Source organism: Rhodococcus sp. MS13, assembly GCF_013277835.1.
Classification (GTDB): Bacteria; Actinomycetota; Actinomycetes; order Mycobacteriales; family Mycobacteriaceae; genus Rhodococcus_F; species Rhodococcus_F erythropolis.
In genome coordinates, this window is sequence record NZ_VBTL01000001.1 from 496234 (window position 1) to 520817 (window position 24584).

25 protein-coding genes and 3 tRNA genes are annotated in these 24584 nt (G+C 62.4%); 18 read left to right on the top strand and 10 right to left on the bottom strand.

Features of this window, described 5'->3' with window-relative positions; all coding sequences use genetic code 11:
* The first annotated feature begins 131 nt into the window (after positions 1-131).
* Both FEZ59_RS02215 and FEZ59_RS02220 read left to right on the top strand, forming a co-directional pair.
* Positions 132-278: a hypothetical protein gene (locus FEZ59_RS02215; protein ID WP_167333749.1), complete on the top strand. Its 147-nt coding sequence runs from the start codon at positions 132-134 to the stop codon at positions 276-278.
* A gap of 244 nt (positions 279-522) precedes the next feature.
* Positions 523-690: a hypothetical protein gene (locus FEZ59_RS02220; RefSeq protein ID WP_003945367.1), complete on the top strand. Its 168-nt coding sequence runs from the start codon at positions 523-525 to the stop codon at positions 688-690.
* Positions 691-865: 175 nt separating this feature from the next.
* Here the strand turns inward: FEZ59_RS02220 and FEZ59_RS02225 are convergent, their stop codons facing one another.
* From FEZ59_RS02225 to FEZ59_RS02235, 3 genes are read right to left on the bottom strand one after another with little or no spacing between them, the layout of a single operon-like run.
* A complete protein-coding gene (locus FEZ59_RS02225) occupies positions 866-1111 on the bottom strand; it encodes a hypothetical protein (protein ID WP_019749125.1) in 246 nt (81 codons plus the stop codon).
* A gap of 13 nt (positions 1112-1124) precedes the next feature.
* The gene (locus FEZ59_RS02230; protein WP_172932166.1) at positions 1125-2297 is read right to left on the bottom strand and encodes an acyl-CoA desaturase; all 1173 of its coding nucleotides are present in this window, start codon (positions 2295-2297) and stop codon (positions 1125-1127) included.
* 35 nt (positions 2298-2332) lie between these two features.
* On the bottom strand, positions 2333-3466 hold the full coding sequence (locus FEZ59_RS02235; protein WP_021344756.1) for a ferredoxin reductase: 1134 nt from the start codon (positions 3464-3466) through the stop codon (positions 2333-2335).
* A gap of 168 nt (positions 3467-3634) precedes the next feature.
* Between FEZ59_RS02235 and FEZ59_RS02240 the strand changes: the two genes are divergently transcribed.
* From FEZ59_RS02240 to FEZ59_RS02250, 3 genes are all read left to right on the top strand, one after another.
* Positions 3635-4330, top strand: coding sequence for a TetR family transcriptional regulator (locus FEZ59_RS02240; protein WP_003945327.1), 696 nt, complete (start codon positions 3635-3637; stop codon positions 4328-4330).
* A 35-nt stretch (positions 4331-4365) separates the two neighbouring features.
* Positions 4366-5205 carry an alpha/beta hydrolase gene (locus FEZ59_RS02245; protein WP_172932167.1) on the top strand — a complete coding sequence of 280 codons (840 nt, stop codon included), beginning with the start codon at positions 4366-4368 and terminating at the stop codon, positions 5203-5205.
* Between the two features lie 75 nt (positions 5206-5280).
* Entirely contained in the window at positions 5281-6102 is an 822-nt protein-coding gene (locus FEZ59_RS02250) for a thioesterase family protein (protein WP_020908258.1), read from the top strand.
* Here the strand turns inward: FEZ59_RS02250 and FEZ59_RS02255 are convergent.
* Positions 6092-7453, bottom strand: coding sequence for an MFS transporter (locus FEZ59_RS02255; protein ID WP_172932168.1), 1362 nt, complete (start codon positions 7451-7453; stop codon positions 6092-6094). The two genes, FEZ59_RS02250 and FEZ59_RS02255, sit on opposite strands and share 11 nt — an antisense overlap.
* A gap of 128 nt (positions 7454-7581) precedes the next feature.
* Here FEZ59_RS02255 and FEZ59_RS02260 point away from each other — a divergent pair, with 128 nt between their 5' ends.
* From FEZ59_RS02260 to lysA, 5 genes are all read left to right on the top strand, one after another.
* Positions 7582-8196 carry a PadR family transcriptional regulator gene (locus tag FEZ59_RS02260; protein WP_019749131.1) on the top strand — a complete coding sequence of 205 codons (615 nt, stop codon included), beginning with the start codon at positions 7582-7584 and terminating at the stop codon, positions 8194-8196.
* Positions 8193-10223 (top strand): NADPH-dependent 2,4-dienoyl-CoA reductase, encoded by a 2031-nt coding sequence (locus tag FEZ59_RS02265; RefSeq protein WP_172932169.1) that lies wholly within the window; start codon positions 8193-8195, stop codon positions 10221-10223. The genes FEZ59_RS02260 and FEZ59_RS02265 overlap by 4 nt, the downstream gene beginning before the upstream one ends.
* Before the next feature lie 19 nt (positions 10224-10242).
* Positions 10243-11046 (top strand): mycolate reductase, encoded by an 804-nt coding sequence (gene cmrA / locus FEZ59_RS02270; protein ID WP_019749133.1) that lies wholly within the window; start codon positions 10243-10245, stop codon positions 11044-11046.
* Positions 11047-11218: 172 nt separating this feature from the next.
* Positions 11219-11656 carry a hypothetical protein gene (locus FEZ59_RS02275; protein WP_019749134.1) on the top strand — a complete coding sequence of 146 codons (438 nt, stop codon included), beginning with the start codon at positions 11219-11221 and terminating at the stop codon, positions 11654-11656.
* Between the two features lie 135 nt (positions 11657-11791).
* Complete coding sequence (gene lysA / locus FEZ59_RS02280; protein ID WP_020908262.1) at positions 11792-13135, top strand: diaminopimelate decarboxylase; 1344 nt, start codon at positions 11792-11794, stop codon at positions 13133-13135.
* Positions 13136-13154: 19 nt separating this feature from the next.
* On the opposite strand, the gene FEZ59_RS02285 is transcribed toward lysA, so the two are convergent.
* A complete protein-coding gene (locus tag FEZ59_RS02285; RefSeq protein ID WP_134999803.1) occupies positions 13155-14894 on the bottom strand; it encodes a helicase HerA-like domain-containing protein in 1740 nt (579 codons plus the stop codon).
* A gap of 120 nt (positions 14895-15014) precedes the next feature.
* Here FEZ59_RS02285 and orn point away from each other — a divergent pair, with 120 nt between their 5' ends.
* Positions 15015-15614, top strand: coding sequence for an oligoribonuclease (gene orn, locus FEZ59_RS02290; RefSeq protein ID WP_134999804.1), 600 nt, complete (start codon positions 15015-15017; stop codon positions 15612-15614).
* Between the two features lie 84 nt (positions 15615-15698).
* Positions 15699-15771, top strand: a tRNA-His gene (locus FEZ59_RS02295).
* A 221-nt stretch (positions 15772-15992) separates the two neighbouring features.
* Here the strand turns inward: FEZ59_RS02295 and FEZ59_RS02300 are convergent.
* Positions 15993-16403, bottom strand: coding sequence for a MerR family transcriptional regulator (locus FEZ59_RS02300; protein WP_113684223.1), 411 nt, complete (start codon positions 16401-16403; stop codon positions 15993-15995).
* A 55-nt stretch (positions 16404-16458) separates the two neighbouring features.
* On the opposite strand from FEZ59_RS02300, the gene FEZ59_RS02305 reads away from it, so the two are divergent.
* Positions 16459-17421, top strand: coding sequence for an oxidoreductase (locus FEZ59_RS02305; protein ID WP_172932170.1), 963 nt, complete (start codon positions 16459-16461; stop codon positions 17419-17421).
* Between the two features lie 134 nt (positions 17422-17555).
* On the opposite strand, the gene FEZ59_RS02310 is transcribed toward FEZ59_RS02305, so the two are convergent.
* Positions 17556-18764, bottom strand: a complete 1209-nt coding sequence (locus FEZ59_RS02310; protein ID WP_080945687.1) for an Ig-like domain-containing protein — start codon at positions 18762-18764, stop codon at positions 17556-17558.
* A 329-nt stretch (positions 18765-19093) separates the two neighbouring features.
* Here FEZ59_RS02310 and FEZ59_RS02315 point away from each other — a divergent pair.
* From FEZ59_RS02315 to FEZ59_RS02325, 3 genes are all read left to right on the top strand, one after another.
* A tRNA-Lys gene (locus FEZ59_RS02315) sits at positions 19094-19166 on the top strand.
* Between the two features lie 111 nt (positions 19167-19277).
* Positions 19278-20708: an amidase gene (locus tag FEZ59_RS02320; RefSeq protein WP_172932171.1), complete on the top strand. Its 1431-nt coding sequence runs from the start codon at positions 19278-19280 to the stop codon at positions 20706-20708.
* Between the two features lie 93 nt (positions 20709-20801).
* Positions 20802-20874, top strand: a tRNA-Lys gene (locus FEZ59_RS02325).
* A gap of 66 nt (positions 20875-20940) precedes the next feature.
* On the opposite strand, the gene FEZ59_RS02330 is transcribed toward FEZ59_RS02325, so the two are convergent.
* On the bottom strand, positions 20941-21162 hold the full coding sequence (locus tag FEZ59_RS02330; protein WP_003945299.1) for a DUF3618 domain-containing protein: 222 nt from the start codon (positions 21160-21162) through the stop codon (positions 20941-20943).
* 145 nt (positions 21163-21307) lie between these two features.
* Between FEZ59_RS02330 and bcp the strand changes: the two genes are divergently transcribed.
* Complete coding sequence (gene bcp / locus FEZ59_RS02335; RefSeq protein WP_019749140.1) at positions 21308-21781, top strand: thioredoxin-dependent thiol peroxidase; 474 nt, start codon at positions 21308-21310, stop codon at positions 21779-21781.
* Here bcp and FEZ59_RS02340 read toward each other — a convergent pair.
* A complete protein-coding gene (locus tag FEZ59_RS02340; RefSeq protein WP_172932172.1) occupies positions 21778-23127 on the bottom strand; it encodes a dipeptidase in 1350 nt (449 codons plus the stop codon). The genes bcp and FEZ59_RS02340 overlap by 4 nt on opposite strands.
* Positions 23128-23417: 290 nt before the next feature.
* Here FEZ59_RS02340 and FEZ59_RS02345 point away from each other — a divergent pair, with 290 nt between their 5' ends.
* Entirely contained in the window at positions 23418-24119 is a 702-nt protein-coding gene (locus FEZ59_RS02345) for a TetR family transcriptional regulator (protein ID WP_019749142.1), read from the top strand.
* A gap of 58 nt (positions 24120-24177) precedes the next feature.
* Here FEZ59_RS02345 and FEZ59_RS02350 read toward each other — a convergent pair whose 3' ends face one another.
* Positions 24178-24576, bottom strand: coding sequence for a holo-ACP synthase (locus FEZ59_RS02350; protein WP_172932173.1), 399 nt, complete (start codon positions 24574-24576; stop codon positions 24178-24180).
* Positions 24577-24584 lie beyond the last annotated feature (8 nt).

The following is a 24584-nucleotide window of genomic DNA, read 5'->3' on the forward strand; positions in this document are numbered from 1 at the left end:
CTCCTAGGACGAATCTCGGGCCCTGTGCGAGAGAATCTCTCGCGCAGGGCCCGCTCCAAGCCGCCTGACACTGTGATGGCGGTGACCACGGTGACCACCACGTCGCCACCGCTGAAACCAGGAGCAAGCACATGATCGCCGCACCAACCACAGGCGCTTTGGCCGTCGTCATGAACACCGTCCTACAGATGTTCAACGCCGGCAGCAGTTTCCTCTACACCAACAACTCTCCGATTGGCGGCGGCGGCGGCGAAACTCCCACGACGCCTGCTCCCTGATCGACTTACCCGCTCGCATCACAAAGTCGCGGCACAGACAGGAACCACCGTGATAAACCAGCACACCCTGGGCAGCCTGGTCATCGACTTCGGCTCACTCTCCCGAGCACTCGGCTTCGGCAACGGCTCTATCGTGTCGCTCGGCAGCACCGGAAGTGGCTGAAACAGCCCGCCTGACCACGTCGACGATCCCGTCGCCGCTCACCTTGCTCACCACATCTCGAAACAGAAAGCAGGTCCCCCTGTGCCTACAATTCCGCTCACCGGCGACCCCATCGTCATCAACATCATCGTCCAGCTACTGAGCGCGGGTAGCAGCAATGCGCTCGCATTGGGCGGGGTCGGTAGCAGCGGTCTCGGTAGCACCGGGCTCGGCAGCTTCGACTCGGCGAGCCTCGGAAGCGCTGCTTAGGACCTCACTCGTGATCGGTGTTCGATCCGCGTCTTCGGCCGCCGAAACAGTCCACGAAACCCACGTTGCCCTCCGTCATCTGTGACGGAGGGCAACGTGGTCGTTCAGGCGAAACGGCTCGCGGTTGGGCGATCCGGCCGTCGGCCTTACTGTCTCGGCGATCGAAGAGTTGGAATCAACGCCAATCTTCCGGTGGATCGGTCTCGTCGTGCTCGATGGTCACGGACTCCGAACGATCGTCAGCCGCAGCCTTTTTCGCTGCTTCACGCATCTCGATTCCGTCGGACACCCAGTCACCGATCTCGCGCGTCACGTCTCGAACAGCCCCGGCGATGATCATCGCGATGGAGCCCACGTGGTTGGCTGCACTTTCGGTCAGTTCCTGGACCGTGTCCTTGCGGCGTTCGAATTTCCCGACCATCAGTGTGTGCCTCTCAGGCTGCAGTTCGCTGGCGCTCGACGATAACACCGGGAGGGGTCTTCGACTTGACCAAACCGGGCGGAAGAGCGAGCTTGAAGATCTTGCCCCATACCGAACCGATCTGCTTGAAGAACCCACCGGTGTTGTACGGCAAACCGTACTTCCCACACAATTCTTTCACCTGGGGAGCGAGTTCCGGATAACGATGCGCAGGCAGGTCCGGGAACAGATGGTGCTCGATCTGGTGCGAGAGGTTGCCGGACATGATGTGGAAGAGCGGGCTTCCCTCGATGTTGGCGCTGCCGAGCATCTGACGCACGTACCACTGACCACGAGTCTCGTCGGCCGTCTCGTCCTCGGTGAAGCTCTGTACGCCGGTGGGGAAATGGCCACAGAAGATGATCGAGTACGTCCACACGTTTCGGACCAGGTTGGCGGTGACGTTCCCCGCGAGAGTGGTCACGAACAGCGGCCCCGTCAGAACCGGGAAGATGACGTAGTCCTTGAGGACCTGCTTGCCCGCCTTGTTCCACCAGCCCTTCAGAAGCGGCTTGACGTCGTGCCACCTGCGTTTGCCCTGGATGACGTTCTCGATCTCGAGATCGTGCATCATCACACCCCACTCGAAGAGCATCATCAAGGCAAAGGCCCAGACCGGATTACCGAGGTAATAGGGGTTCCACTTCTGCGCGTCGTCGATACGCAGGATGCCGTATCCGATGTCACGGTCTTTGCCGAGAATATTGGTGTACGTGTGATGCATGTAGTTGTGCGAGTGTCGCCACTGGTCGGCCGGGCACACCGTATCCCATTCGAAGACTTCGGAATTGAGCCCGGGTTCCCGCATCCAGTCATATTGACCGTGCATGACGTTGTGGCCGATCTCCATGTTGTCGAGAATCTTCGACACACTCAGCGCACCGACTGCCGCGAGCCACACCGGCGGTAGGAATCCGAGGTACATCAAGCCGCGACCTGCGACCTCGAACCCGCGCTGAGCCTTGATGATCTTGTAGATGTACTCCCGGTCTTCGGCCCCAAGCGAAGCGACGGTGCGATCACGCAATGCGTCCAACTCGCGGCCGATCTCCTCGACCTGCTCGTACGTCAGGACGACGGGAGCGTCGTCCTTCGCATCGGAACCGTTGCCGAGGAACGGGAGGGTGGGAAGTGAAAGTCCAAACATGTCGGTCTCCAGACAGTCGTGTGAAAAATGGGACTTCAGATGTCGACGGTGACGTCGCCGACGGGAGCGCTGACGCACAGCTGGATCTTCTTGTCCGGCTCGTCGTCTGTCTCACCGGTGCGCACGTTTCGGGTACGACCCGCCTTCTTGACGGAGGTGCAGGAGAAGCAGATTCCCATCCTGCATCCGTATTCGGGATTGAGGCCCGCAGCTTCTGCTTGTTCGAGAAGTGTTTCGCCGGAGTTCTCGGCCGCCACCCCACTTTTGGTGAATGACACCTCGCCGCCGGCCTCACCCGGCTCGGCCACCGCCGGCGCGAACTCCTCGGTATTGAGCAAGTGCTCGACGTCGACCTCACGGAACACCTCACGCACTCCCCGCATCAGACCGGGAGGCCCGCAGAGATAAGCCTGGGCGTCGATCGTGTCCGGATCGGCGATCCACGGAGCCACGGCGTCGAGGTGCCCGCGATCGAAGAAACCTTCGAGGTCACCTCCACCGCTTTCGGTGTACACGAGTACCAGTTTCACGTTCGGGTTCTGCTCGGCGATTGTCTTCAGCGCGCGCGTGTATGCCACGTCGGCATCGGTGTTCGCGTAGTGCACGAACACGATCTCGCCCGAGTGCTCCTCCTCCACCAGCGTCCGAAGCATCGACATGACCGGGGTGATTCCACTGCCGCCACTGATCAACAACACCCGACGCGGGCGGTCGACGGGAAGGGAGAACACACCGTCTGCCTGCGAGAGGCTGACAACGAGTCCGGGCGCCGCGTTGGCGTACAGATACTGCGACACCAGGCCACCGGGATGCGCTTTCACGGTGAGCTCGATCAGCCCGTTGCGCGTAGACGCGCCGCCGGCCGGCGAGTAGCAGCGAGTGTGACGAACACCGTCGATCACCACGCCCAACTGCACGAACTGGCCCGCCTGAAAACCGCGCCACTGGCGAGTCGGGCGCAGCGTCAGAGTGACGGAGTCAGCGGTCGGATGGTCGACGGCGACAACCTGCGCGCGGATGTCACGAACGGTCGCCATCGGGTTGACCAACTCGAGGTACCGATCGATCTGATGTGGAGCAGCCATGGCTTCGATCAGTCCCACCAAGGACAGTCCGCGCCGAGGTGTGGACTTCGGTGTCGTGTTCTCAGGAGCAGATGCGATTGTCATGACCCTCCTCGTACTTCGGTTGCCGGGTGTACCGATTGCTGGGCTAGCTTCCCCCGACTGCGTGAATTCAGTGTACAAATGTTCACCGAAGATAGTGTGACAGGTGCACACAAGTACATGTCAACAAGAATGTGATCCGAGTTACACGAGTTGCCGAAAGGAGCCGGAATGCCTGTACCTACACTCGACGTCGTGACGAAGGCCGGACCGGTGAACCCAGAGCGCAGGGAACCCGACAACAGGGAGCCGGAAAGTCGTGCCGCAAAGAAGGAACGCACACGCCAAGCGCTCCTGGACACTGCCATGGACCTCTCGGCCGATCGCGGCTTCGCCGGAATCAGCTTGCGAGAGGTAGCCAGGGAAGCCGGGATCGTTCCGACGGCGTTCTACCGCCACTTCGCTTCACTGGAGGACGTCGGTGTCGTCCTCGTCGAAGAGAGCATGCGCATGTTGCGCCAGATGCTGCGCGACGCAAGGCGTAATCCCAGCACCAAGGACGCCGCTACGTCACTGGGCATCCTTGTGCGACAAGTGCATACACACGAGCGACAGTTTCGGTTCCTCTGCCGCGAACGCTACAGCGGCGTCAGTGAGGTACGACGTGCGATAGCCACTGAAATGCGGTTGTTCGTCAGCGAACTGACCATCGACCTCTCCAGAATTGCCGGACTGGAAAGCTGGTCGTCGGACGATCTGGAAATGGCTGCCGACCTGATCGTCTCGACGATGTTCAGCGCTGTCGTCGAACTGCTGGACGCCGGGACGGCCGGGTATCGCGACGAAGCCGCCGTCATCACACGAGCCGAGAAGCAACTGCGAGTCATCATGCTCGGAATGGCCACCTGGAATCCACCTCGAAACTGACCTCGGGTTCACCTTTTCGACGTACGGTGAGAGTCATGTCTTCCACGAGTACATACGAAATCCCCGTTGGCGACCTCACCTTCGACGTACTGATCTCGGGCCCGGACGACGGCATTCCGCTGGTAGCGCTGCACGGCTTCCCGGAGAGCGCCGCATCCTGGGGCAAGGTCACACCACTGCTCACCGCGGCGGGATACCGTGTGATCGCACCGAATCAGCGCGGATACTCCGCCGGCGCGCGCCCCGAAGGGGTGGATGCCTACAAGATCGAGCATCTGGTAGCCGACGTCGTCGGATTGCTCGACGCACTCGGCCTGTCCGACGCGCATCTGGTCGGCCACGACTGGGGTTCGGCGGTCGCCTGGCAGGTCGCCGGTCGCCATCCGAACCGGATCCGCAGCCTGACGGCGATCTCGGTCCCCCACCCCACCGCCTTCGGTTGGGCACTCCGCGAGGACGAGGACCAGAAGCAACGCTCGTCGTACATCGGACTTCTCCGACAGGAGGGCAAAGCCGAGGAAGTGTTGTCGGAGGACAACTTCCGCCGGCTGCGCGCCATGTTCGACGGCCAGATCGATCCTGAATTCGTCGACGAGCACATTCGTGTCCTGAGCGGGGAGGGCGCGCTCACCGGCGCCTTGAACTGGTACCGCGCGATGACTCGCGACTTCGGCGACATCGATCGCACCACCGTGCCGACCACGTATGTCTGGAGCACCGGCGACACAGCGCTCGGCCGCGCAGGCGCAGAACGCTGTGGTGAATTCGTGGACGCTCCCTACGAGTTCGTCGTGCTCGACGGCGGAAGTCACTGGATTCCGGAAGAGCGAGCCGAAGAGTTGGCCGAAGCAATCCTCGCACGTGCAGGATCCTGATCGTCGCGACGAATTCGGCTCTATGTATGTTGTCATACATAGAGCCGAATTGATTCCACCACCAGGAGTTCTGCGATGACCGAGACCGTTGCACCACCCCATCCGTTCGACACCGCTGTCGGATTGACGCCACTCACCGCCGGCTTGTCGACCGGCGAAACCAATCCGGCATACAACAACATGGTCGGGCCGTTCGGCGGCGTCACCGCTGCCACGTTGCTCGAATCTGTACTGAAGCACCCCGAACGCCTCGGCGATCCGCTGTCGTTGACCGTCAACTTTGCCGGTCCGATCACCGAGGGCGCCTTCGAGATCTCCGCCCGGCCGGTGCGTACCAACCGCTCGACGCAGCACTGGTCCATCGAACTGTCTCAGGACGGAACCGTCGCCACTACCGCGACGGCAGTGTTCGGTACCAGGCGTGAAACCTGGTCGTCTACCGAGATCACGATGCCGGAAGTTCCGTCGGCCGAAAACGTTGCGCTGCTGCCGTTCCCCGAGTTCATCGCCTGGGCACAGAACTACGAGATGCGCTTTGTCGAAGGTGCGATCCCCGATCTGGAGTCGGGCGAGCATCCCGACTCGACCACGACGCTCTGGGTGCGCGATCAGCCGGCACGCGCTCTCGACTTCACGTCGCTGACCGCACTGTGTGATGTCTTCTTCCCACGAGTCTTCTTACGCCGAGGCAAGATGGCTCCGGCCGGAACGGTCTCGATGACCATCTACTTCCACGCCGACGCTCAGACGCTGACCGCACAGGCAGACAATTCCGTGCTGGGAACGGCGCGGACCCAACGGTTCGGAAACGGATACTTCGATCAGTCGGCCGAAATTTGGGGCAGTGACGGCGCATTGCTCGCTACGACACACCAGTTGGTCTACTTCAAGGATTGACGGGGATCGCACTGTCCCCTTCCGGCGCCTTCACCATCGACAATGCGGCAAGGCCGACGCCGAGAACCACCAGCAGTCCGATGATGCCGGCACGGTCTGCACCGAAGAGCCAAGCGAACAGGCCGAACAGTGTCGGCGCCAAGAACGACACTGCTCGGCCTGTGGTCGCATACAGGCCGAACATCTGACCTTCACGCCCAGGCGGGGTGATGCGTGCCAAGAAGGTTCGTGCCGAAGACTGAGCGGGCCCGACGAACAGGCAGAGCGCGAGACCGAAGATCCAGAACATCACCGGCCCGGACACCGCGATCAATATCGCGCCGACCACGATCATCGACGCCAGCGAGACGGTGATGACCTGTTTGGGTCCGATCCGATCGTCGAAGCGTCCGGCCACCAATGCACCGATTGCGGAAATCACGTTGGCGGCAACACCGAACAGCAGGACGTCGGCCGCACTGATTCCGTAGACGTTGACAGCCAACACGGCTCCGAAGGTGAACACACCCGCCAGACCGTCACGAAAGAGTGCGCTCGCGATCAGGTACCAGATCGTGCGCCTGTCGACGTTCCAGAGTTCGCGCAGATCGCGCCACAACACCCGATAGGAGTCGAGGAACCCGGCCTTGGACGCTCCCGAATCGACCGCGGGGCTGGGCAACTCGGGAACCTTGAAGAACACCGGAATCGCGAAGACCGCGAACCACACTGCAGCCAGCAGTGCCACCATCCGGATGTTCATGCCGCCGTCGGTGGTCAATCCCAGGAATCCCCGAGTGTCGCCGTCGCCGACGATGAACCCGAAGTAACACAGCAACAGCAGCACGATTCCGCCGAAATATCCCATGGCCCAGCCGAAGCCGGAGACTCGTCCCAGATTCTCCGGTGTCGACACCTGCCGCATCATGGCGTTGTACGGCACGCCGGCCAGTTCGAAAATCACCGAACCGATTGCGAGCAGAACCAATCCGAGCCACAGGTAGCGGTAGTTGTCCTCGACGAAATAGAGACCCGCCATCGAGAGCACGGTGATGCCGGTGAGTATCGCGAGTGAGAGTTTGCGTTTACCCGACGCATCGAAACGCTGTCCGGTGATCGGGGCGAGTATCGCGATGAAGAAGCCGGCGATTCCGAGAGCCCAACTGAGCCACGTAGTTGCCGAAATCGTGCCGGGCAGGTCGTCGCCGACCGCGTCGGTGAGATAGACCGAGAAGACGAACGTGAGGATCACGGCGTTGAATGCTGCCGATCCCCAATCCCACAGCCCCCACGCGAACACTTGACTCTTCGTGGCCGCACCACCGATGCCTGCGGGTGGCTCGGCCTGCATGCTCGTGGACTCGGCGCTCATACGGCGAAGCCTAACTGCGCGCGGGCGACTCGGCGCCTCTCTCCGAAGTCGACATACAAGACGTCCTATGCACCCAAGTTAGTACGCACTTAGTTGCATACGCACCTGAGTGCATAGATACTTTTTCCATGGCACTCGAACATGCGTTGCTCGTCTCCCTGTCCGAACAGGATGCGTCGGGATACGACCTCACACGCCGGTTCGACAAGTCGATCGGCTTCTTCCACAGCGCGACGCACCAGCAGATCTACCGAGTCCTCAAGCGAATGGACGAGGCAGGCTGGGTGGAGGTGGAGGCCATCGCGCAGGACGGCCGCCCGGACAAGAAGATGTACCGCGTCAGCGATGCCGGCCGCGCCGAACTGACCCGATGGATCGCCGAGCCGTCCGAACCGAACCACCTGCGCAACGAGTTGGCCATCAAGATCAGGGCCGCAGCGCACGCCGATCTCCCCGCTCTACGACGCGAAGTCGCTCGCCACCGCGACGGCCACGCCGCCCGCCTCGACGTCTACCGACTCATCGAAAAGCGTGACTTCCCCAATCCAGCAGCACTTTCCGGCTCTTCACTGCACCAGTACCTGGTACTTCGCGGCGGTATCCGCGTCGAGGAAGGATTCACCGACTGGTGCCAGGAAGTTCTGGACGCATTGCCCACTGGCGAGTACGCCATCGAAGACACTGGCGAGTACGCCATCGAAGACACCGGCGAGTACGCCACGGAAGGACATCTTCAGTCATGACGGATACACAGTTCCCCCGCCTGCTCGAACCGCTCGACCTCGGATTCACGACGCTGAAGAACCGCGTCGTCATGGGATCGATCCACACCGGCCTCGAAGATCGCGCGAAGGACACCGACCGCTTGGCCGAGTACTTCGCCGAACGTGCTCGTGGCGGTGTCGGCTTGATCATCACCGGCGGCTACGCGCCCAACCGCACCGGTTGGCTCTTGCCCTTCGGTGCCAAGCTGACCAACCGCATCGAAGCGCGCCGTCACCGCCGGATCACCAAGGCGGTTCACGACGCGGGCGGAAAGATCGCCATGCAGATCCTGCACGCCGGCCGCTACAGCTACCAGCCTTTCAGTGTCTCCGCGTCGTCGATCAAGGCGCCCATCAACCCGTTCCGTCCGCGCAAGCTGACCGGCCGTGGGGTGCGTTGGCAGATCCGCAACTACGTTCGCTGCGCGCGCCTGGCCAAGTCCGCGGGTTACGACGGCGTCGAAATCATGGGCGGTGAGGGCTACTTCATCAACCAGTTCCTCTGCGAGCGCACGAACAAGCGCACCGACCAGTGGGGCGGCAGTTCCGAGAACCGTCGACGCATGGCAGTCGAAATCGTGCGACGCACACGCAAGGCTGTCGGCCCGAACTTCATCATCGTGTTCCGGCTGTCGATGGCAGACCTGGTCGAGGGCGGTCAGACCTGGGATGAAATCGTCTCACTGGCAAAGGAAGTCGAAGCCGCCGGCGCCACGATCATCAACACCGACATCGGGTGGCACGAGTCACGGGTGCCTACCATCGTCACCTCGGTTCCCCGAGCAGCCTTCGTCGACATAACAGGCAAACTCGAGAAGCACGTCGACATTCCGGTAGCCGCCTCGAATCGGATCAACATGCCCGAGACTGCCGAAGAGATCCTCAACCACGGTGACGCACAATTGATTTCGATGGCCAGGCCGATGCTCGCCGATCCCGACTGGGTGAACAAGGCCGAGCGCGGAGCGTCCGACGAGATCAACACGTGCATTGCCTGCAACCAGGCCTGCCTCGACCACGCCTTCGTTCACAAGCAGGTCTCCTGCCTGCTCAACCCGCGCGCGGGCCGCGAAACCACACTGATCCTCTCCCCCACTCGGCGGACCAAGAACCTCGCCGTCGTCGGTGCCGGTCCTGCCGGACTTTCCGCAGCACTCAATCTTGCTCAGCGTGGTCATTCGGTCACGTTGTTCGAGGCTTCGGACAAGATCGGCGGACAGTTCGGGATCGCACAGCTCATTCCGGGTAAGGAAGAGTTCGCCGAAACCATTCGCTACTACACCCGCATGCTGGACGTGGCCGGAGTGACGGTCAAGCTCGAAACCCGCGTCGCACCGGCAGATCTCATCGGATCCTTCGACGAAGTGGTGGTTGCCACCGGCGTGACGCCGCGCGTTCCCAAGATCCCCGGCATCGAGAACTCGAAGGTGCTGACCTACGCCGAGGTCGTCCGAGAGGGCAAGCCCGTCGGCAAGTCCGTCGCCGTCATCGGCGCCGGCGGCATCGGCGTCGACGTGAGCGAATTCCTCACGCACCCCACTTCCCCCACTCTTCATCTCAAGGAGTGGAAGCAGGAATGGGGCGTCACCGAACCCGAAATGGCCCCGGGCGCTCTCACCACTCCGGTACCGGAGCTCTCCGAGCGGGAGGTCTACCTCCTCCAACGCAAGCCAGGACGCATCGGCGCCGGCCTCGCGAAGACCACCGGCTGGGTCCATCGGGCGGCCCTCAAGAACAAGGGCGTCCACGAGCTCTCGGGCGTCAACTACGAGCGCATCGACGACGCCGGTCTGCACATCACCTTCGGTGAGAAGCACGAGAAGCCCCGACTTCTCGAGGTCGACACCATCGTCATCTGCGCCGGGCAGGAGTCGGTTCGCGATCTCGTGGACGAACTGACCGTCGCGGGCGTGGTGACCCACATCATCGGCGGCGCCGACGTGGCAGGAGAACTCGACGCCAAGCGTGCCATCGAACAGGGCACACGACTGGCCGCGAAGATCTGACCGGCTACGCTGACTGATCGTGAGCCTGCCGACACCCACAACCACAGCCCGCGCCGTAGTGACCGGCGCCTCCTCCGGCATCGGAGAGGCACTGGCCGCTGATCTGGCATCACGCGGACATTCCCTGATCCTCGTTGCCCGTCGTGGCGAGGTCATGGAGGTCCTCGCCGAGAAGCTTCGCGCCGCGCACGGCGTCGAGGTGGAGGTCCGTGCATCGGACCTCTCCGACAGCGCGGCGCGTGCCGTTCTGGTCGAGGAACTCGGTGGCCGCGACATCAGCATCCTGTGCAACAACGCCGGTATCGCCACCTTCGGGCCGATCGCCGAGCTGGACCCGGCATACGAGCGCGACCAGGTCGAGCTCAACGCCGTTGCAGTGCACGATCTCACGCTGGCCGTGCTGCCCGGCATGCTCGCACGCAAGTCCGGAGCCATCCTGATGGTCGGGTCCGCGGCCGGAAACATGCCGATCCCCAACAACGCGACGTACGCCGCCACGAAGGCGTTCGTGAACACCTTCGCGGAATCGTTGCGAGGTGAACTCAAGGGCACCGGAGTGAACGTCACCCTGCTCGCCCCAGGCCCAGTACGCACCGAAACCCCGGACCCGGCCGAAGCGTCGATCGTCGACAAGCTCGTCCCGGACTTCTTCTGGATCTCGAGCGAGTACACCGCCAAGGTCTCGCTCGACGGCCTGGCCGAGAACAAGATGCGCGTCGTACCGGGCATCTTGAGCAAGGCGATGTCCGTCGCGGGCGGTTACAGCCCGCGTGCCGTCGTTGCGCCCATCGTGGGCACGTTCTACAAGAAGCTCGGCGGCTGATTCACGCAAACTTCTCAGAGCAGGCCATAGCAGACCATATAGTCGGTTAATGGCGATGCGAAGAACACTGGCAGTCGGGGCAATCCTTCTTTTGACCGGAGGGTTGCCCTTACTGCTGCCCACGGCAGCGAATGCATGTTCGTGCGCATCATCGGCTACCCCGGAAGAAGCCGTGAGCGTCTCCAGCACCGTTTTCCTCGGGACTCCGACGGAGAAAACTTCGGACGGGTTCGAGGACACCTACCTGTTCGACGTCAGCCGGGTCTACAAAGGCGATCTGGCATCGGTGACGTCGGTGGGGACACTCGCGAACGGGAACGGTTGTGGCACAAGCTACGTGCTCGGCACCGAGCAGCTGATGTTCGTTTCTGCGCCGTACGACGTCGACGCCGAGCACGAGGGGCACAGCTGCGGGCCGGCTACCGAAACCGGGTTCGACATCCAAGCGGCGGTCGAGTCCGTGTACGGCGCCGGTTACGCCCCGAGTGCCGGCGGAACTCCGTCCGTTGGCGTGTCCGCCGACAGATCGACGGTCATCGGCGGAGGCGCCGCGGTGGCATTGCTCGCGGTGCTCGGTTGGTTCGGATGGAAGCGCCGGCGAGCACAGTGAGTCAAGCCCGTCAGGGCCGCGTCAACCTCGTTCGGCGGCGCGTCAAGTAAGCGTCAAGATCCGCCCCACCGGTGATCTTCGGGAGTAGATCTGAAGGTAGCCCGCAACACGGCGGGTCACCTTCAGGAGATCGACGTGACGCTACTCGAAATCTTCCCCTCCCTACGCGGCGCAATGACACCGCGTATGGATCCTGCGTTGTGGCCCATCAGTACTCGCCACGACCACAGCGGGCGTGTCTGCATCGGCGACGTCTCCCTCGAAGAGATCGCGGACCAGTACGGCACACCGACGTACGTCGTCGACGAGGCGGACGTGCGGCACCGCTGCCGCACGTATCGAGAGATCTTCCCCGACTCGGAGATCGTGTACGCCGGCAAGGCACTGATGATTCGAGCGATGGCTACCTGGGTCTCCGACGAGGGACTCGGGGTGGATGTCTGTTCCGCCGGTGAACTCGCCGTCGCGCTCGCCGCGGGCGTGGACCCCCACCGAATCATCCTGCACGGCAATGCCAAATCGGTTTCCGAACTGAGGGCGGCGGTCAACGCGGGTGTGGGCCGGATCGTCCTCGACTCCCCCAGCGAAGCGGTACGGCTCGCGTCGGTGTGTACCCACCGACAGAAGGTGTTGATCAGAGTCACACCCGGCATCGACATACACGGACACAAGGCAGTGTCCACAGGCATCTTGGACCAAAAGTTCGGCCTACCAGCGTTTTCCGAAGAACTGGAACGTACGGTATCCGTCGTCGCCAACGCGGCGCACCTGCAACTCATCGGCCTGCATTGCCATCTCGGCTCCCAGATCACCGATCCCGAACTCTTCCGCCCCGCGATCGAGACGATGATCGCACAGATGGACGACATACGACGCACGCATCGAATCATCCTCACCGAACTCGATCTCGGCGGTGGCCATGGGATCGCATACATGCCGGGAGACGCCCAACTGGATCTGACCCGCCTCGCTCACGTCATCGACGAAACTCTCGACGACGCGTGCACCCGAAACCGCTTCCCTCGCCCCGAAATCGTGCTCGAGCCTGGCCGAGCGATCGCCGCGCGCGCCGGAGTCACGCTATATCGCGTACAGAACATCAAGTCGATCAGCGGCGGTCGAACCTTCGTTTCCGTCGACGGTGGGATGAGCGACAACCCTCGGGTGTCGTTGTACGACAGCCACTACGACGTCGAATTGGTGAACCGGCATTCGAGCGCACCGCTCCAGGAAGTCACCGTCGCCGGGCGGCACTGCGAATCGGGCGACGAAATCGCCGTCGGAGCAAGGCTTCCCGCCGACCTACATGAAGGTGACCTGTTGGCAGTGCCCTGTACGGGCGCATACCACCACAGCATGGCCTCCACTTACAACAGCGTCGGCCGGCCACCGGTCGTCGCTGTGCTGGGCGGGATTGCGCGGCCGTTGATCAGGCGCGAATCGATCAACGACCTGCTGGCCCGCGAGGTCGGCATCTGACCTCGCGGGCGCCTAAGCCTCAGCGCTTGCGACGGCTACCGGTACCGAAGATATTTCGCGAAATCTCGCGTCCCGCAGCCGAAGCCGCCGAACGCAGGAAGCTCTTCACAGCCGAGTTACCCAGGATCTGCTCGGCGATGTTGGGGCCCTCAGGTTCGGCCGGCGGCGGTGGCGGCAGATCGGGCAGCGACGGAAGATCCAGGGACTGATCCGCCGTCGGAGCACCGGCCACCTTCGCCGTCAACTTTTCGTACGCCGACTCGCGGTCGATGGTCTGGCCGTACTTCTGATTCAGCGGACTCGACGACGCTGCCGCCTTGATCGCGTCGTTGCCGATGGTGTCCATCAGCGACCTCGGAGGACGAATCTTGGTCCAGGCCACCGGCGTCGGCGCACCCTTTTCCGAGAGCACAGTCACGATGGCTTCACCGATGCCGAGTGAAGTCAGTGCCTTTTCCAGGTCGTAGTGCTCGGTCTTCGGGTACGTGCGGACGGTCTTGTTGAGCGCCTTCTGATCGTCGGGCGTGAATGCGCGTAGGGCGTGCTGGACGCGCGCGCCCAACTGTGACAGCACCGAATTGGGAATGTCGGTCGGAAGCTGCGTGCAGAAGAACACGCCGACGCCCTTGGAGCGAATCAGCTTGACCGTCTGTTCGACCTGCTGCAGGAAAGCCTTCGACGCGTCCGCGAACAGAAGGTGCGCCTCGTCGAGGATGAACACCAGCTTCGGCTTGTCAAGATCTCCCTCTTCGGGCAGCGTCTGGAACAGGTCCGCGAGCACCCACATCAGGAAGGTGGAGAACATTGCCGGACGCGCGGCCTGGGCACCGAGTTCGAACAGCGTGATCACACCGGCACCGCCGACGACACGCAGCAGGTCCTCGGTTTCGAGTTCCGGTTCGCCGAAGAAGGTGTCACCGCCGTCGGCTTCGAGGTTGACCAACGCGCGCAGAATCACTCCCGCCGTCGCGGAGGAAACTCCGCCGATACCCTTCAGATCCGCTTTGCCCTCAGCGCTAGTCAGGTGGGCGATGACCGAACGCAGATCCTTGAGGTCCAGCAGGGCCAGGCCCTGAGTGTCGGCCCAATGGAAGATCAGTCCGAGAGTCGATTCCTGGGTCTCGTTGAGGCCCAACACTTTGCTGAGCAGGATCGGCCCGAAACTGGTGATGGTCGCGCGCACCGGGATACCGATTCCGTCAGTACCCAACGACAAGAACTCGACTGGCATCCCAGCGGGAGTCCACGAATCGTCGCCCGTCTCGACTGCGCGAGCCTTCATCTTCTCGCTCGGATCCCCCGCCTTCGACAGACCCGAGAGATCGCCCTTGACGTCGGCCATCACTACCGGCACACCCGCGGCGGACAGCTGCTCGGCGATGCCCTGCAACGTCTTGGTCTTGCCGGTACCCGTCGCACCGGCAATCAGACCGTGACGGTTGATCGTCGCCAACGGAATCCGCACCCGCGCGGTGGGATCTGCCACTCCGTCGATCACCACCGAGCCGAGCTCGAGTGCCCGCCCCTCGGATGAATAGCCCGCCGCGATTTCAGCTGCAGCACCCGACGGCGCCTGAGCAGCGGGGGTGGCTCCGGCCGATGCTTCGGCTTCAGCGGCAGCCGCTTCCTTCTCGGCTTCCTCAGCTGCCGCAGCGGCTTCAGCTGCAATCCGAGCGGCTTCGGCAGCGGCAGCCTTGGCAGCTTTCGCCTTCTCCGCCGGCGTCAGCGGCGCGGCTCCGTCCTTCGGATCCACGGTCATCGAAAAGCCCTCCTCGTTGCAATGCGGCGAAGTTCTTGTCATCACCCGAACGCCGTCTTACACACGTCGAGTTTCCACCGCAGACCTTATCCCGCGCCCGCGCGCACTACTGTGTTCCTGGTGCAGGACAAATTGGTATGGATCGATTGTGAAATGACCGGGCTGCGACTCGAGTCGGACAAACTCATCGAGATTGCGGCTCTGGTGACCGACAGCGACTTGAACGTCTTGGGCGAAGGTGTGGACATCGTCATCCACGCCGACGACGACGCATTGGCTGCAATGCCCGACGTCGTGAAGAAGATGCATGCGAAGTCGGGACTGACCGAAGAGGTTCGTAAGTCGACGGTCACCCTCGCCGAGGCGGAGAAAGAGGTGCTCGCGTACATCCGCAAGCACGTTCCCGTCGCCGGTACGGCTCCCCTGGCAGGTAATTCCATCGCCACCGACCGCGGATTCATCTCGCGTGACATGACGGCGCTGGACACATACCTGCACTACCGGATGATCGATGTCAGCTCCATCAAGGAACTCTCCCGCCGCTGGTACCCGCGAATCTACTTCGGCCAGCCCGAAAAAGGTCTCGCCCACCGGGCACTCGCCGACATCAAGGAATCCATCCGCGAACTCAAGTACTACCGCGGCACTGCATTCGTCGCGGCACCCGGACCGTCGAGCGCGGAGATCGCAGCCGTCGTAGAGGGCTTGGGTCCCGCCTGACCTGCCGATTGGCTTCCTGACCGACTTTCGCGCTAGTATCTCTTTCGTCAAAGCAGCCGGGTCAAACCGGTGGCCGAGGCAATGGTGGGCGTAGTTCAGTTGGTAGAGCACCAGGTTGTGATCCTGGCTGTCGCGGGTTCGAGTCCCGTCGCTCACCCAAGCGGAACCCCCGAAGATGTCGAAAGACATTTTCGGGGGTTCTTTTGGTTTGTGCGCCAGCCCGAAGTGGGTGGGATGGCGACCGCGACAAATCGCGCGCTCCCGAGCAACCTGTGCCCGGGCCGAGCGAACGTACCTCTCGTCGCCTCAGATAGACCGAAAGCCACTTTCGCTCACATGGGGGTAGCTGGAAATCGCCGCACATGGCCCAGCCGTCGATCACTCGGGCGACAGTTGCGGCTCCCAGACACCTGCGACGGTCCCCTCGCGAACGTGTCGCTCGTATGCCGAAACCTTGTCGTGGATGACGGTCAGGTTGTCCTGCAGCGCAGAGATCCTGGATCGAATCAACACCTCATGCTTTTGTAGAAGTGAAAGCCGTTCCTTCTCGTTTCCCGGCCCTGACCTGACGAGTGCGGCGAATTCGCGGATCGTTGCGATCGGCATACCCGAGTCTCGGAATCGATTGCACAGCTTCAACCAAGCGACATCGTTTTCGGCGTAGACCCGACGCCCACCTGCCGAGCGCGCAACCTCGTGAACGAGCAATTCCTCACGTTCGAAGTATCGAAGGGAATCGATGCTGATTCCGGTCTCGACAGCTACGTCACCGATTGATAGTTCACGCATTGCCCGTCTACCTTTCCTTGACCTGGAGTGCACTCCAGATTTTACGGTCGCGGCCATGAATTCCATTCAGCGCAAAATCAACACCGAATTCTCCCGAATCTCCACTGCCGACGACGTACTTGCCGGACAAGATTTAACCGGCACAACTGCATTGGTCACTGGCGGGTACTCCGGACTCGGATACGAGATTTCGCGGTCACTTTCTTCGGTCGGCGCGCGAGTTGTAGTTCTTGCCCGCCGACCAGAACAGGCACGGAGCGCGGTGGCCGACCTTCCGGGCATCGAAGTGCGAGCGTGCGACCTGTCGGACCCGAGCAGTGTCAGATCGTGTGCGCGAGAAATTCTCGAATCCCGGATCACCCCGGACATCATCATCTGCAATGCGGGGGTCATGGCCTGCCCGGAACTCCGTGTCGGCTCGGGCTGGGAATCGCAATTCGCGATCAATCACCTCGGGCACTTTGTACTGGTGAACCTGCTTGTGCCAGCCATGCCCGCAAACGGTTCTCGCGTAGTCGCTGTCTCGTCGGCGGGACATTTTCTGTCGGGAGTGCGTTGGGATGACATACATTTCCGCAACGGTTACGACCGCTGGCTTTCGTACGGTCAAGCCAAGACTGCAAATGCTCTATTCGCTGTACAGCTGGCGAGCTCCGGTGCTTCACGCGGCATCACTGCGTTCTCCGTCCATCCCGGGAGCATCCTCACTCCCCTTCAACGTCACTTCTCTGCATCGGAGAAACACGATCTCGGATGGACGACGTCGAATGGCGACGCCGTGCCGGGATTCAAGACTCCCTCCCAGGGCGCCGCTACAACGGTGTGGGCAGCGACGGCACCGATACTCGCCGATCACTCCGGCGCGTACCTCCAGGACTGCAACATCGCGGACGTCGCACAGACTGATGACATGAGCGTCGGCGGCGTGAAGCCTTGGGCTACCGATCGCGACGACGCACGCAGATTGTGGGCACTGTCCGCTGAAATGACCGGAGTGGACGCCTTCGGTCGACGCTGACACCGAGCGAACGTACCTCCCGTCGCCTCAGATAGACCGAGAGGCACTTTCGCTCACAAAAGGAATACAGATGCAGAAATGCCCCCAACCGGACGGTCGGGGGCATTCTGACGTTCAGTGCTTCAGGGACGCACTCAGACGTCCGCGTTGCCGGTCTTCCAGACGCTCCAGGGAATGTTCCAGTCACCGAGGCCGTCGGTGCCGGAGAGCGTTCCGCCGACGGTGTTCTTGACGACGACGATGTCCCCACGCTTGGTGTTGTCGTAGACCCACTTGGCGTTGGACGGGCTCAGGTTGAGGCAGCCGTGACTGGTGTTGGAGTAGCCCTGCTGCCCGACCGACCACGGCGCCGAGTGGAAGAAGATGCCGCTGTAGGACATTCGGGTCGCCCAGTCGACGGGGGTCTTGTAACCCTGCGCCGAGGTGACCGGGACGCCGTACGTGGACGAGTCCATGATCATGTTCGCGAAGCGGTCACCGATGATGTAGACCCCGTTGTCGGTGGGAGTGCTGTCCTTGCCCATGGAGGTGGGCATGGTCATGACGGTCTCACCGTTGACCTGGAAAGTGACCTGCTTGGTGTTGTCGTCCGCCGTGGCGATGACGGCATCACCGATGGTGAAGGAACTCTTCGCGTCTTCCTGCCCGAAGACTCCCTTGCCGAGATTGCGCCCGTACACGTTGACGCTCACGTCGACCTTGGTGCCCGGTGCCCAGTAGTTCTCCGGACGCCAACGGACCTCACGATTGTTGACCCAGTAGAACGCACCTTCGACGGCCGGAGTCGTAGTGACGGTGATCGCAGCTTCGGCAGCCTTGCGATCGGGGATGTTCTCGTCGAACTGCACCGCGATGGGCTGACCGATGCCGACCACGTCGCCCTCGTTCGGCAAGACATACGGCTTCGTGACGTTGCCGGGCGCGCTGGTGGTGAAGGACGTGACCGTCGTACTGGCGCCGCCCAATCCGAATGCGCGGGCCTCGATTTTGTACTTGCGGTTGTAGCCGAGCGGTTCGGTGGTCGTCCACGACGCACCGTCGGCAGCAATCGCGCCGGCAACCGCCTTGCCGTCCTGATTGACCATCGTCACGTCGGACAGGGCGCCGTCAGCGACGTTGATCTTGACCGGGTCGCCCGGCGAGAAGCCGACAGCGCCGTCGGCGGCGGTCGAGGTGAGCTTCGGCTTGATGAGTTCGGTGAGCGGATTGGAATCGATCGGCGCCGATCCCTCGGTGCTGACGTCCTTGCCACCCGACGTGCACGCGGTGACCAGAACGAGCGCACCGAGAGACACCGCGATCATCGCCGCACTCTTCGACACTCGACCGTTCCCCCCGCGCACGGACAGACCCCACCTTTGACGACTCATCGTTCGACTCCGCTTCACAATTTCTCCGACTAACTTCCGCATCACATGCGAATCCCACTTACCGGAAGGCAAGTGGGACTTGCGGTATGACTGCGCTGCACCAATGATGCCAGGCGCGCTCGTTACCAACGGTCATGAAGGGCCACGCCGTCAGTAACGTTCAAGTATCAATCGCTCCGAACCGTCCGTTTTGTTACCGCTTTCAGCGGATTTCCTCCGATTGGACTACGGCAGCGAGGCCGCCACCTGGCGATTTGCTCCCGAACCGGCGATTCGGCTAATGTTCTGTCTCGCAAGAGCGAGCGCCTATAGCTCAGTTGGTAGAGCAAGTGACTCTTAATCACTGGGTCCGGGGTTCGAGTCCCTGTGGGCGCACTTGCAAAGGTCCCCACCTTCTTCGGAAGGTGGGGATTTTTCTTTGTGGCTTGGTGGACAGGTCGTGGTGAATAGACTTCACAGTTACCGGAACCACGGCCTGGAGGTCTGATGACTGAGCGCGAATTCACGCCCGGCGGCGAACTGGCATTTGCCGGGGTGGCAGGTCAGGCAGCTCTGATCCGGTCCGGAGCTTTGTCCGCCCGCGAACTCACCGAGACCACACTTCGCCGTATCGAGCGCCTCGATTCGACGCTCAACGCATTTGTACGAGTTCTCGCGGACGAAGCACTCGACGAGGCGACACGGCTCGATCAACGTCAGGCCGACGGCAAAACCCTGGGCCCACTGCACGGAGTCCCGATTGCAATCAAGGACGAGAACGACGTCGCCGGAACGCCGACGACGTACGGCGGTGCGGCAGCAACGCGCATCGCATCGGCCGATTCAGAGGTTGTCCGTCGGTTGCGCGAAGCGGGTGCGGTGATCGTCGGCAAGACGACCATGCCCGAGTTCGGCATCTGGCCCTTCACCGAGACTGCCGCGAACGGATACACGAGAAACCCTTGGGACACCGGCATATCCACCGGCGGATCGAGCGGAGGATCTGCGTCGGCCGTCGCGTCGGGAATGGTCGCGGCGGCAATAGGCGGCGACGGCGGCGGTTCCATACGATTGCCTTCGGCGTTCTGCGGGTTGTTCGGACTCAAGCCGCAACGCGGTCGGGTGAGCACCGCGCCGAACCGAAACCTCTGGCGCGGACTCGGCACACTCGGGCCTCTCACTCGTTCGGTCGAGGACAGCGCGCTCGTATACGACGCAATCACCGGTACCACCGAGATCGACGACTACACGGCCGAAACGCTCCGAACCAGCTTTGCCGACGCGGCCGTGTCGGCACCCGGGCCGCTTCGCATCGCGGTGTCCACCCGGAGTCCGGTCCGGGGCGTCCGTCCGTCAGCGGAGATCGTTGCCGCGGTGCTCTCGATCGCAGAGATGTTGAGCGTGTTGGGACATCACGTCGAAGAACACGATCCCGAGTACCCGGATGCCACTGCCGCTTTTCTCCCGCAGGTGCTCGGCGGTGTCCGCGACGAAGCGCTTCGTGTCGATCATCCAGCGCTTCTCGAGAAGCGCACGCGAACGCTCGCCTCGATCGGCCGGATAGCTGCACCCGCGCGCGTCGGTAAATTCGCCTACCGCAAAGGTGAGCGAATTGCAGCGACGGTCAACCAGGTCTTCGACACCTTCGACCTTGTCCTGATGCCGACGACGCCCGCGCTGCCACGCCCGATCGGACAACTCGAAGGAACCGGCCTTCTGTCCGCAGTCCGCAAGGCGTTGCCGATCGCCGCCTACTGTTCTATCTGGAATGTCTGCGGCAACCCGGCGGCCGCGGTACCCGCCGGCTTCTCCGAACACGGACTCCCCCTGAGCGTCCAACTGGTTGCGCGCAGCGGTGGCGAATCGGCGATTCTCGCCGTCGCACAGCAGTTGGAAAGCACCGTCCGCTGGCCGGATTCACGCCCGTCACACTCGTGAATTTCGGAAGCGATGTAACCATCGTCACCACGATGAACACGCGTTTTGCAAACTCCTGAGCCTGTCGGCTAATGTTCTGTCTCGCAAGAGCGAGCGCCTATAGCTCAGTTGGTAGAGCAAGTGACTCTTAATCACTGGGTCCGGGGTTCGAGTCCCTGTGGGCGCACTTGCAAGAAGGCCCCCACCTCACCAGGTGGGGGCCTTCTTCATGTTCTGCCTTCGAAAACTCGGGTCAGCGAATGATCTTCCGGACCACGAGTAGTCCCACCACTGAACCAACTGCGATAAGCGCGTACTTCACTGCCGGCTCGTTGAGCTTGGCGAGCACCGTCTTCTTGGTGTTCTCGACCAGCCGCTTCGGGTTGGTGCGGACCGTCAGTTCGTCGAGTGTGCTCGCGAGCTGGTTACGCGCCTTCTCGATCTCGCGTTCGATGCTCTCGGTGTCCCTGGGCACGTGTCCTCCAACTTGTCTGTGTTCTGCTGCTCTGTGTGCGGGTCTGCTGTGCGGACGCAGCGCGCCGACACTTCGCTCTACCGTAGAGGAGCAGAATGCCCTCGCGCCCACCTGCCGCGCAATTTCTCGACTAACCTCGATTCCCGTGACCGAGAACAGTAGATTGTCCGCCGGCGACGTAGCGCCGGATTTCACGCTCCCAGACGCCGACGGCAACGAGGTTTCGCTTCACGATTACCGCGGCCGCAAGGTCATCGTGTACTTCTACCCCGCGGCCAGCACCCCGGGGTGCACCAAGCAGGCCTGCGACTTCCGCGACAGCCTCGCCGAATTGAACGGCGCCGGGCTGGAGGTCGTCGGAATCTCGCCGGACAAGCCAGCAAAACTCGCGAAGTTCCGCGATACCGAAGAGCTGACCTTCCCGCTGCTCTCCGACCCCGAGAAGGCGACGCTCGAAGCCTGGGGCGCATTCGGAGAGAAGAAGATGTACGGCAAGACGGTCCAGGGCGTCATCCGCTCGACGTTCCTCGTTGACGAGGAAGGCAAGATCGAGGTGGCCCAGTACAACGTCCGGGCCACCGGCCACGTCGCCAAGCTACGACGCGATCTGTCGGTCTAACTCCCGTACCTGCTCAAGAACAGCGCCTCCGCGAAAGCGAGATTCTCGATCTCCGACGGGTCGACGCTTTCGTCAGGTGCATGAATGCGGCACTGCGGTTCCTCGACGCCGATCAACGCGATCTCCGCGTCGGGGAACTGCTCGGCCAACGCACTGCACAGCGGAATCGATCCCCCTTGGCCGGCAAACCCCACTTCGCGGCCGTAGGCATCGGTCAGCGCAGACTTCAGCTGCGCGAATCCCGTTCCTTCCGTCGAGGACGAGAACGGTGATCCCGTCGATTCCGGTACGACCTCGATGTGGACGCCCCACGGCGCCGCTGCGCGGAGGTGGTCAGTCAACAACTTCTGTGCCTGCGCCGGATCCGTGCCAGGCGGGACACGAAGATTCAGGCGTGCGGATGCACGGGGCGTGATTGCCGCCGCAGAACCCACGACCGGCGGGCAGTCGATACCCAGGATGGTCAGCGCCGGACGAGCCCACACCTGCTCGGCGACCGAACCGGAACCAGTCAGCTGTACCCCTTCGAGTACCCCGGCGTCGGAGCGGAACTGATCGCCGTCGTAACTGACTCCCTCCCACTCCTGGTCGTTGGTCAAGCCTTCGACAGTGGTGTTTGCGGCGCCGTCGTGCAGCGTCGAGAGAATGTGCACCAGCGCGGTGATCGCATCGGGTGCCGGTCCACCGAAGACACCGGAGTGAATCTCACCCTCGAGCGTCGACACGTGGACCACCACGTTGGCGATCCCGCGCAGTGATGTCGTGATCGTCGGCTCCCCGACCTCGGTGTTGCCGGTATCGGCGATCAGGATCATGTCGGCCGCAAAAAGTTCGGGCCGCTCTCGCACCAGATCCTCGAGACCGCCAGTGCCCATCTCCTCGGATCCTTCGGCGACGATCGTCAGATGGGCGCTCGGATCCACACCGGCAGCGGCGAGCGCTCGCAGAGCTGTCAGATGCATGACGACGTTGCCCTTGCAGTCGGAAGCGCCGCGTCCGTACCACCGTCCACCCCGCTCGGTGAGTGTGAAAGGCGGCGAGCCCCAGAGCTCTTCGTTTCCGGGCGGCTGAACGTCGTAGTGGCAGTACAGCAGAACGGTCGGAGCACCGTCTGGACCTGGTCGACGACCGACGACGGCGGCCGAGCCGTCGGAGGTCTCGATCGCCTCGATATCGGCGAAACCCTGATCCCGGAATGCCTCCAGGACCCAATGTGCCGCGGCCGCGCATTCTTCCGGCGGGTATTGCCTTGCATCTGCGACGGACTTCATCGCCACAAGTGCACTCAGATCCTCATGGGCACGCGGCATGAGTTCACGTACCGCGGTTCGCAGTTCTTCCGTCATCGTCTCCCTCTCCTCGGCATCGAACCTCGGTGTGCCCGAAGAATCTCAGTGTGCCCGAATCGGGCGTAGGGAGTCGGCAGGATCGCCGTTGCGCCACACCGCGCAGCAACCTCTTCAGCTACTGGACAGGTGGTCACCTAGTATCGAGGTGTGGCAACAGCATCGGGACTCATGTGCGCGCACCTGCGCGGTGCGTTTCGACCGATCACGACCGCCGAAGTAGGTGGCCGATGACACCGGATAATGCACAAGTCCCAAATTCGACAGAAAACACCGATAGCCTGGAAGACGTGCAGCCCACGACTCGTAACCGCGCGCGGCGACGAGTCGACCCAGCACTGGAGAATCCCCAGAGCCTCGAAGAACCGCAGGAACTGCTGCCGCGCAAGCGTCCGACGCAAGAGCGCAGCCAGCGTAAATTCGACGCACTCCTGGCGGCGTCACGGGAACTCCTCACCGATGTCGGTTTCGAATCGTTCACCTGCGAAGAGGTCGCGGCACGTGCTGACGTCCCGATCGGGACGCTCTACCAATTCTTCGCGAACAAGTACGTCATCGTGTGCGAATTGAACCGTCAGGACCTCGTCGGGGTCCAGCACGAGCTTGCGCAATTCGGCGGCGAAGTACCCTCGCTCGACTGGTTGCGGTTCCTGAACAGTTTCGTCGATCACATGGCCGGACTGTGGACGTCCGATCCGTCGCGCCGCGAGGTCTGGCTGGCGATGCAGTCGACGCCGTCCACGCGGGCCACCGGAGTCATTCACGAAAAGCAGTTCGCCGAGACCGTAGCGAAAATGCTCGGTCCGTTGACGCCGCGTACGCGGCGAGATCGCCGCCTGATGATGGCGGAAGTTCTTGTCCACGTGGTGTATTCGATGCTGAATTTCTCGGTTCAGGACGGTCAGTCGCATGCCGACGCCGTCGCCGAACTGAAAAGGTTGATGATCGCGTATCTCCTCGTCGCCGAGAAGGAATCCCGCACGAAGGACTAGTCGAACGACAAAGAGCCGGTCTCCCCTTGGGAGACCGGCTCTTTCGTGTCGGGCAGTGTTACTCCGGGTCGGATTCGATGACCGCGAAAGCGCCCGCCATGTCCCCGTCGTGGGTGAGCGAGATATGAATCTTCACTCCGGTGAGTTGTTTGGCCACGTCACCGCGAAGCCGTATGCCCGGGCGACCCCAGGCGTCCGAGACGACCTCGATCTGATTGTGGATCATCTCCCCCAGCACCGGCGGGCTGGCGAAGAGAGCAGTTGACCATGCCTTGATCACTGCTTCCTTCGCTGCCCACCGGGCGGCGAAATGTCGTGCCGGTTCGGAGCTCCGGGTAGCGGCGTCTCGACGCTCGCCCGGTGTGAAGTTGTCGAGCATTGCCGTTCCCGGCCTGTTCAATTGCTCGGCGAACTCCGACACCGTCACGAGGTCGAAGCCGATACCCAGAACTCCCATACCGTGAT

Excerpts from the sequence above, each read along its gene's own strand:
- FEZ59_RS02215 (WP_167333749.1), top strand. The coding sequence starts at position 132 with ATGATCGCCGCACCAACCACAGGCGCTTTGGCCGTCGTCATGAACACC.
- FEZ59_RS02225 (WP_019749125.1), bottom strand. The coding sequence starts at position 1,111 with ATGGTCGGGAAATTCGAACGCCGCAAGGACACGGTCCAGGAACTGACC.
- FEZ59_RS02230 (WP_172932166.1), bottom strand. The coding sequence starts at position 2,297 with ATGTTTGGACTTTCACTTCCCACCCTCCCGTTCCTCGGCAACGGTTCC.
- FEZ59_RS02235 (WP_021344756.1), bottom strand. The coding sequence starts at position 3,466 with ATGACAATCGCATCTGCTCCTGAGAACACGACACCGAAGTCCACACCT.
- FEZ59_RS02240 (WP_003945327.1), top strand. The coding sequence starts at position 3,635 with ATGCCTGTACCTACACTCGACGTCGTGACGAAGGCCGGACCGGTGAAC.
- FEZ59_RS02245 (WP_172932167.1), top strand. The coding sequence starts at position 4,366 with ATGTCTTCCACGAGTACATACGAAATCCCCGTTGGCGACCTCACCTTC.
- FEZ59_RS02250 (WP_020908258.1), top strand. The coding sequence starts at position 5,281 with ATGACCGAGACCGTTGCACCACCCCATCCGTTCGACACCGCTGTCGGA.
- FEZ59_RS02255 (WP_172932168.1), bottom strand. The coding sequence starts at position 7,453 with ATGAGCGCCGAGTCCACGAGCATGCAGGCCGAGCCACCCGCAGGCATC.
- FEZ59_RS02260 (WP_019749131.1), top strand. The coding sequence starts at position 7,582 with ATGGCACTCGAACATGCGTTGCTCGTCTCCCTGTCCGAACAGGATGCG.
- FEZ59_RS02265 (WP_172932169.1), top strand. The coding sequence starts at position 8,193 with ATGACGGATACACAGTTCCCCCGCCTGCTCGAACCGCTCGACCTCGGA.
- FEZ59_RS02285 (WP_134999803.1), bottom strand. The coding sequence starts at position 14,894 with ATGACCGTGGATCCGAAGGACGGAGCCGCGCCGCTGACGCCGGCGGAG.
- FEZ59_RS02300 (WP_113684223.1), bottom strand. The coding sequence starts at position 16,403 with ATGCGTGAACTATCAATCGGTGACGTAGCTGTCGAGACCGGAATCAGC.
- FEZ59_RS02305 (WP_172932170.1), top strand. The coding sequence starts at position 16,459 with ATGAATTCCATTCAGCGCAAAATCAACACCGAATTCTCCCGAATCTCC.
- FEZ59_RS02320 (WP_172932171.1), top strand. The coding sequence starts at position 19,278 with ATGACTGAGCGCGAATTCACGCCCGGCGGCGAACTGGCATTTGCCGGG.
- FEZ59_RS02340 (WP_172932172.1), bottom strand. The coding sequence starts at position 23,127 with ATGACGGAAGAACTGCGAACCGCGGTACGTGAACTCATGCCGCGTGCC.
- FEZ59_RS02350 (WP_172932173.1), bottom strand. The coding sequence starts at position 24,576 with ATGGGAGTTCTGGGTATCGGCTTCGACCTCGTGACGGTGTCGGAGTTC.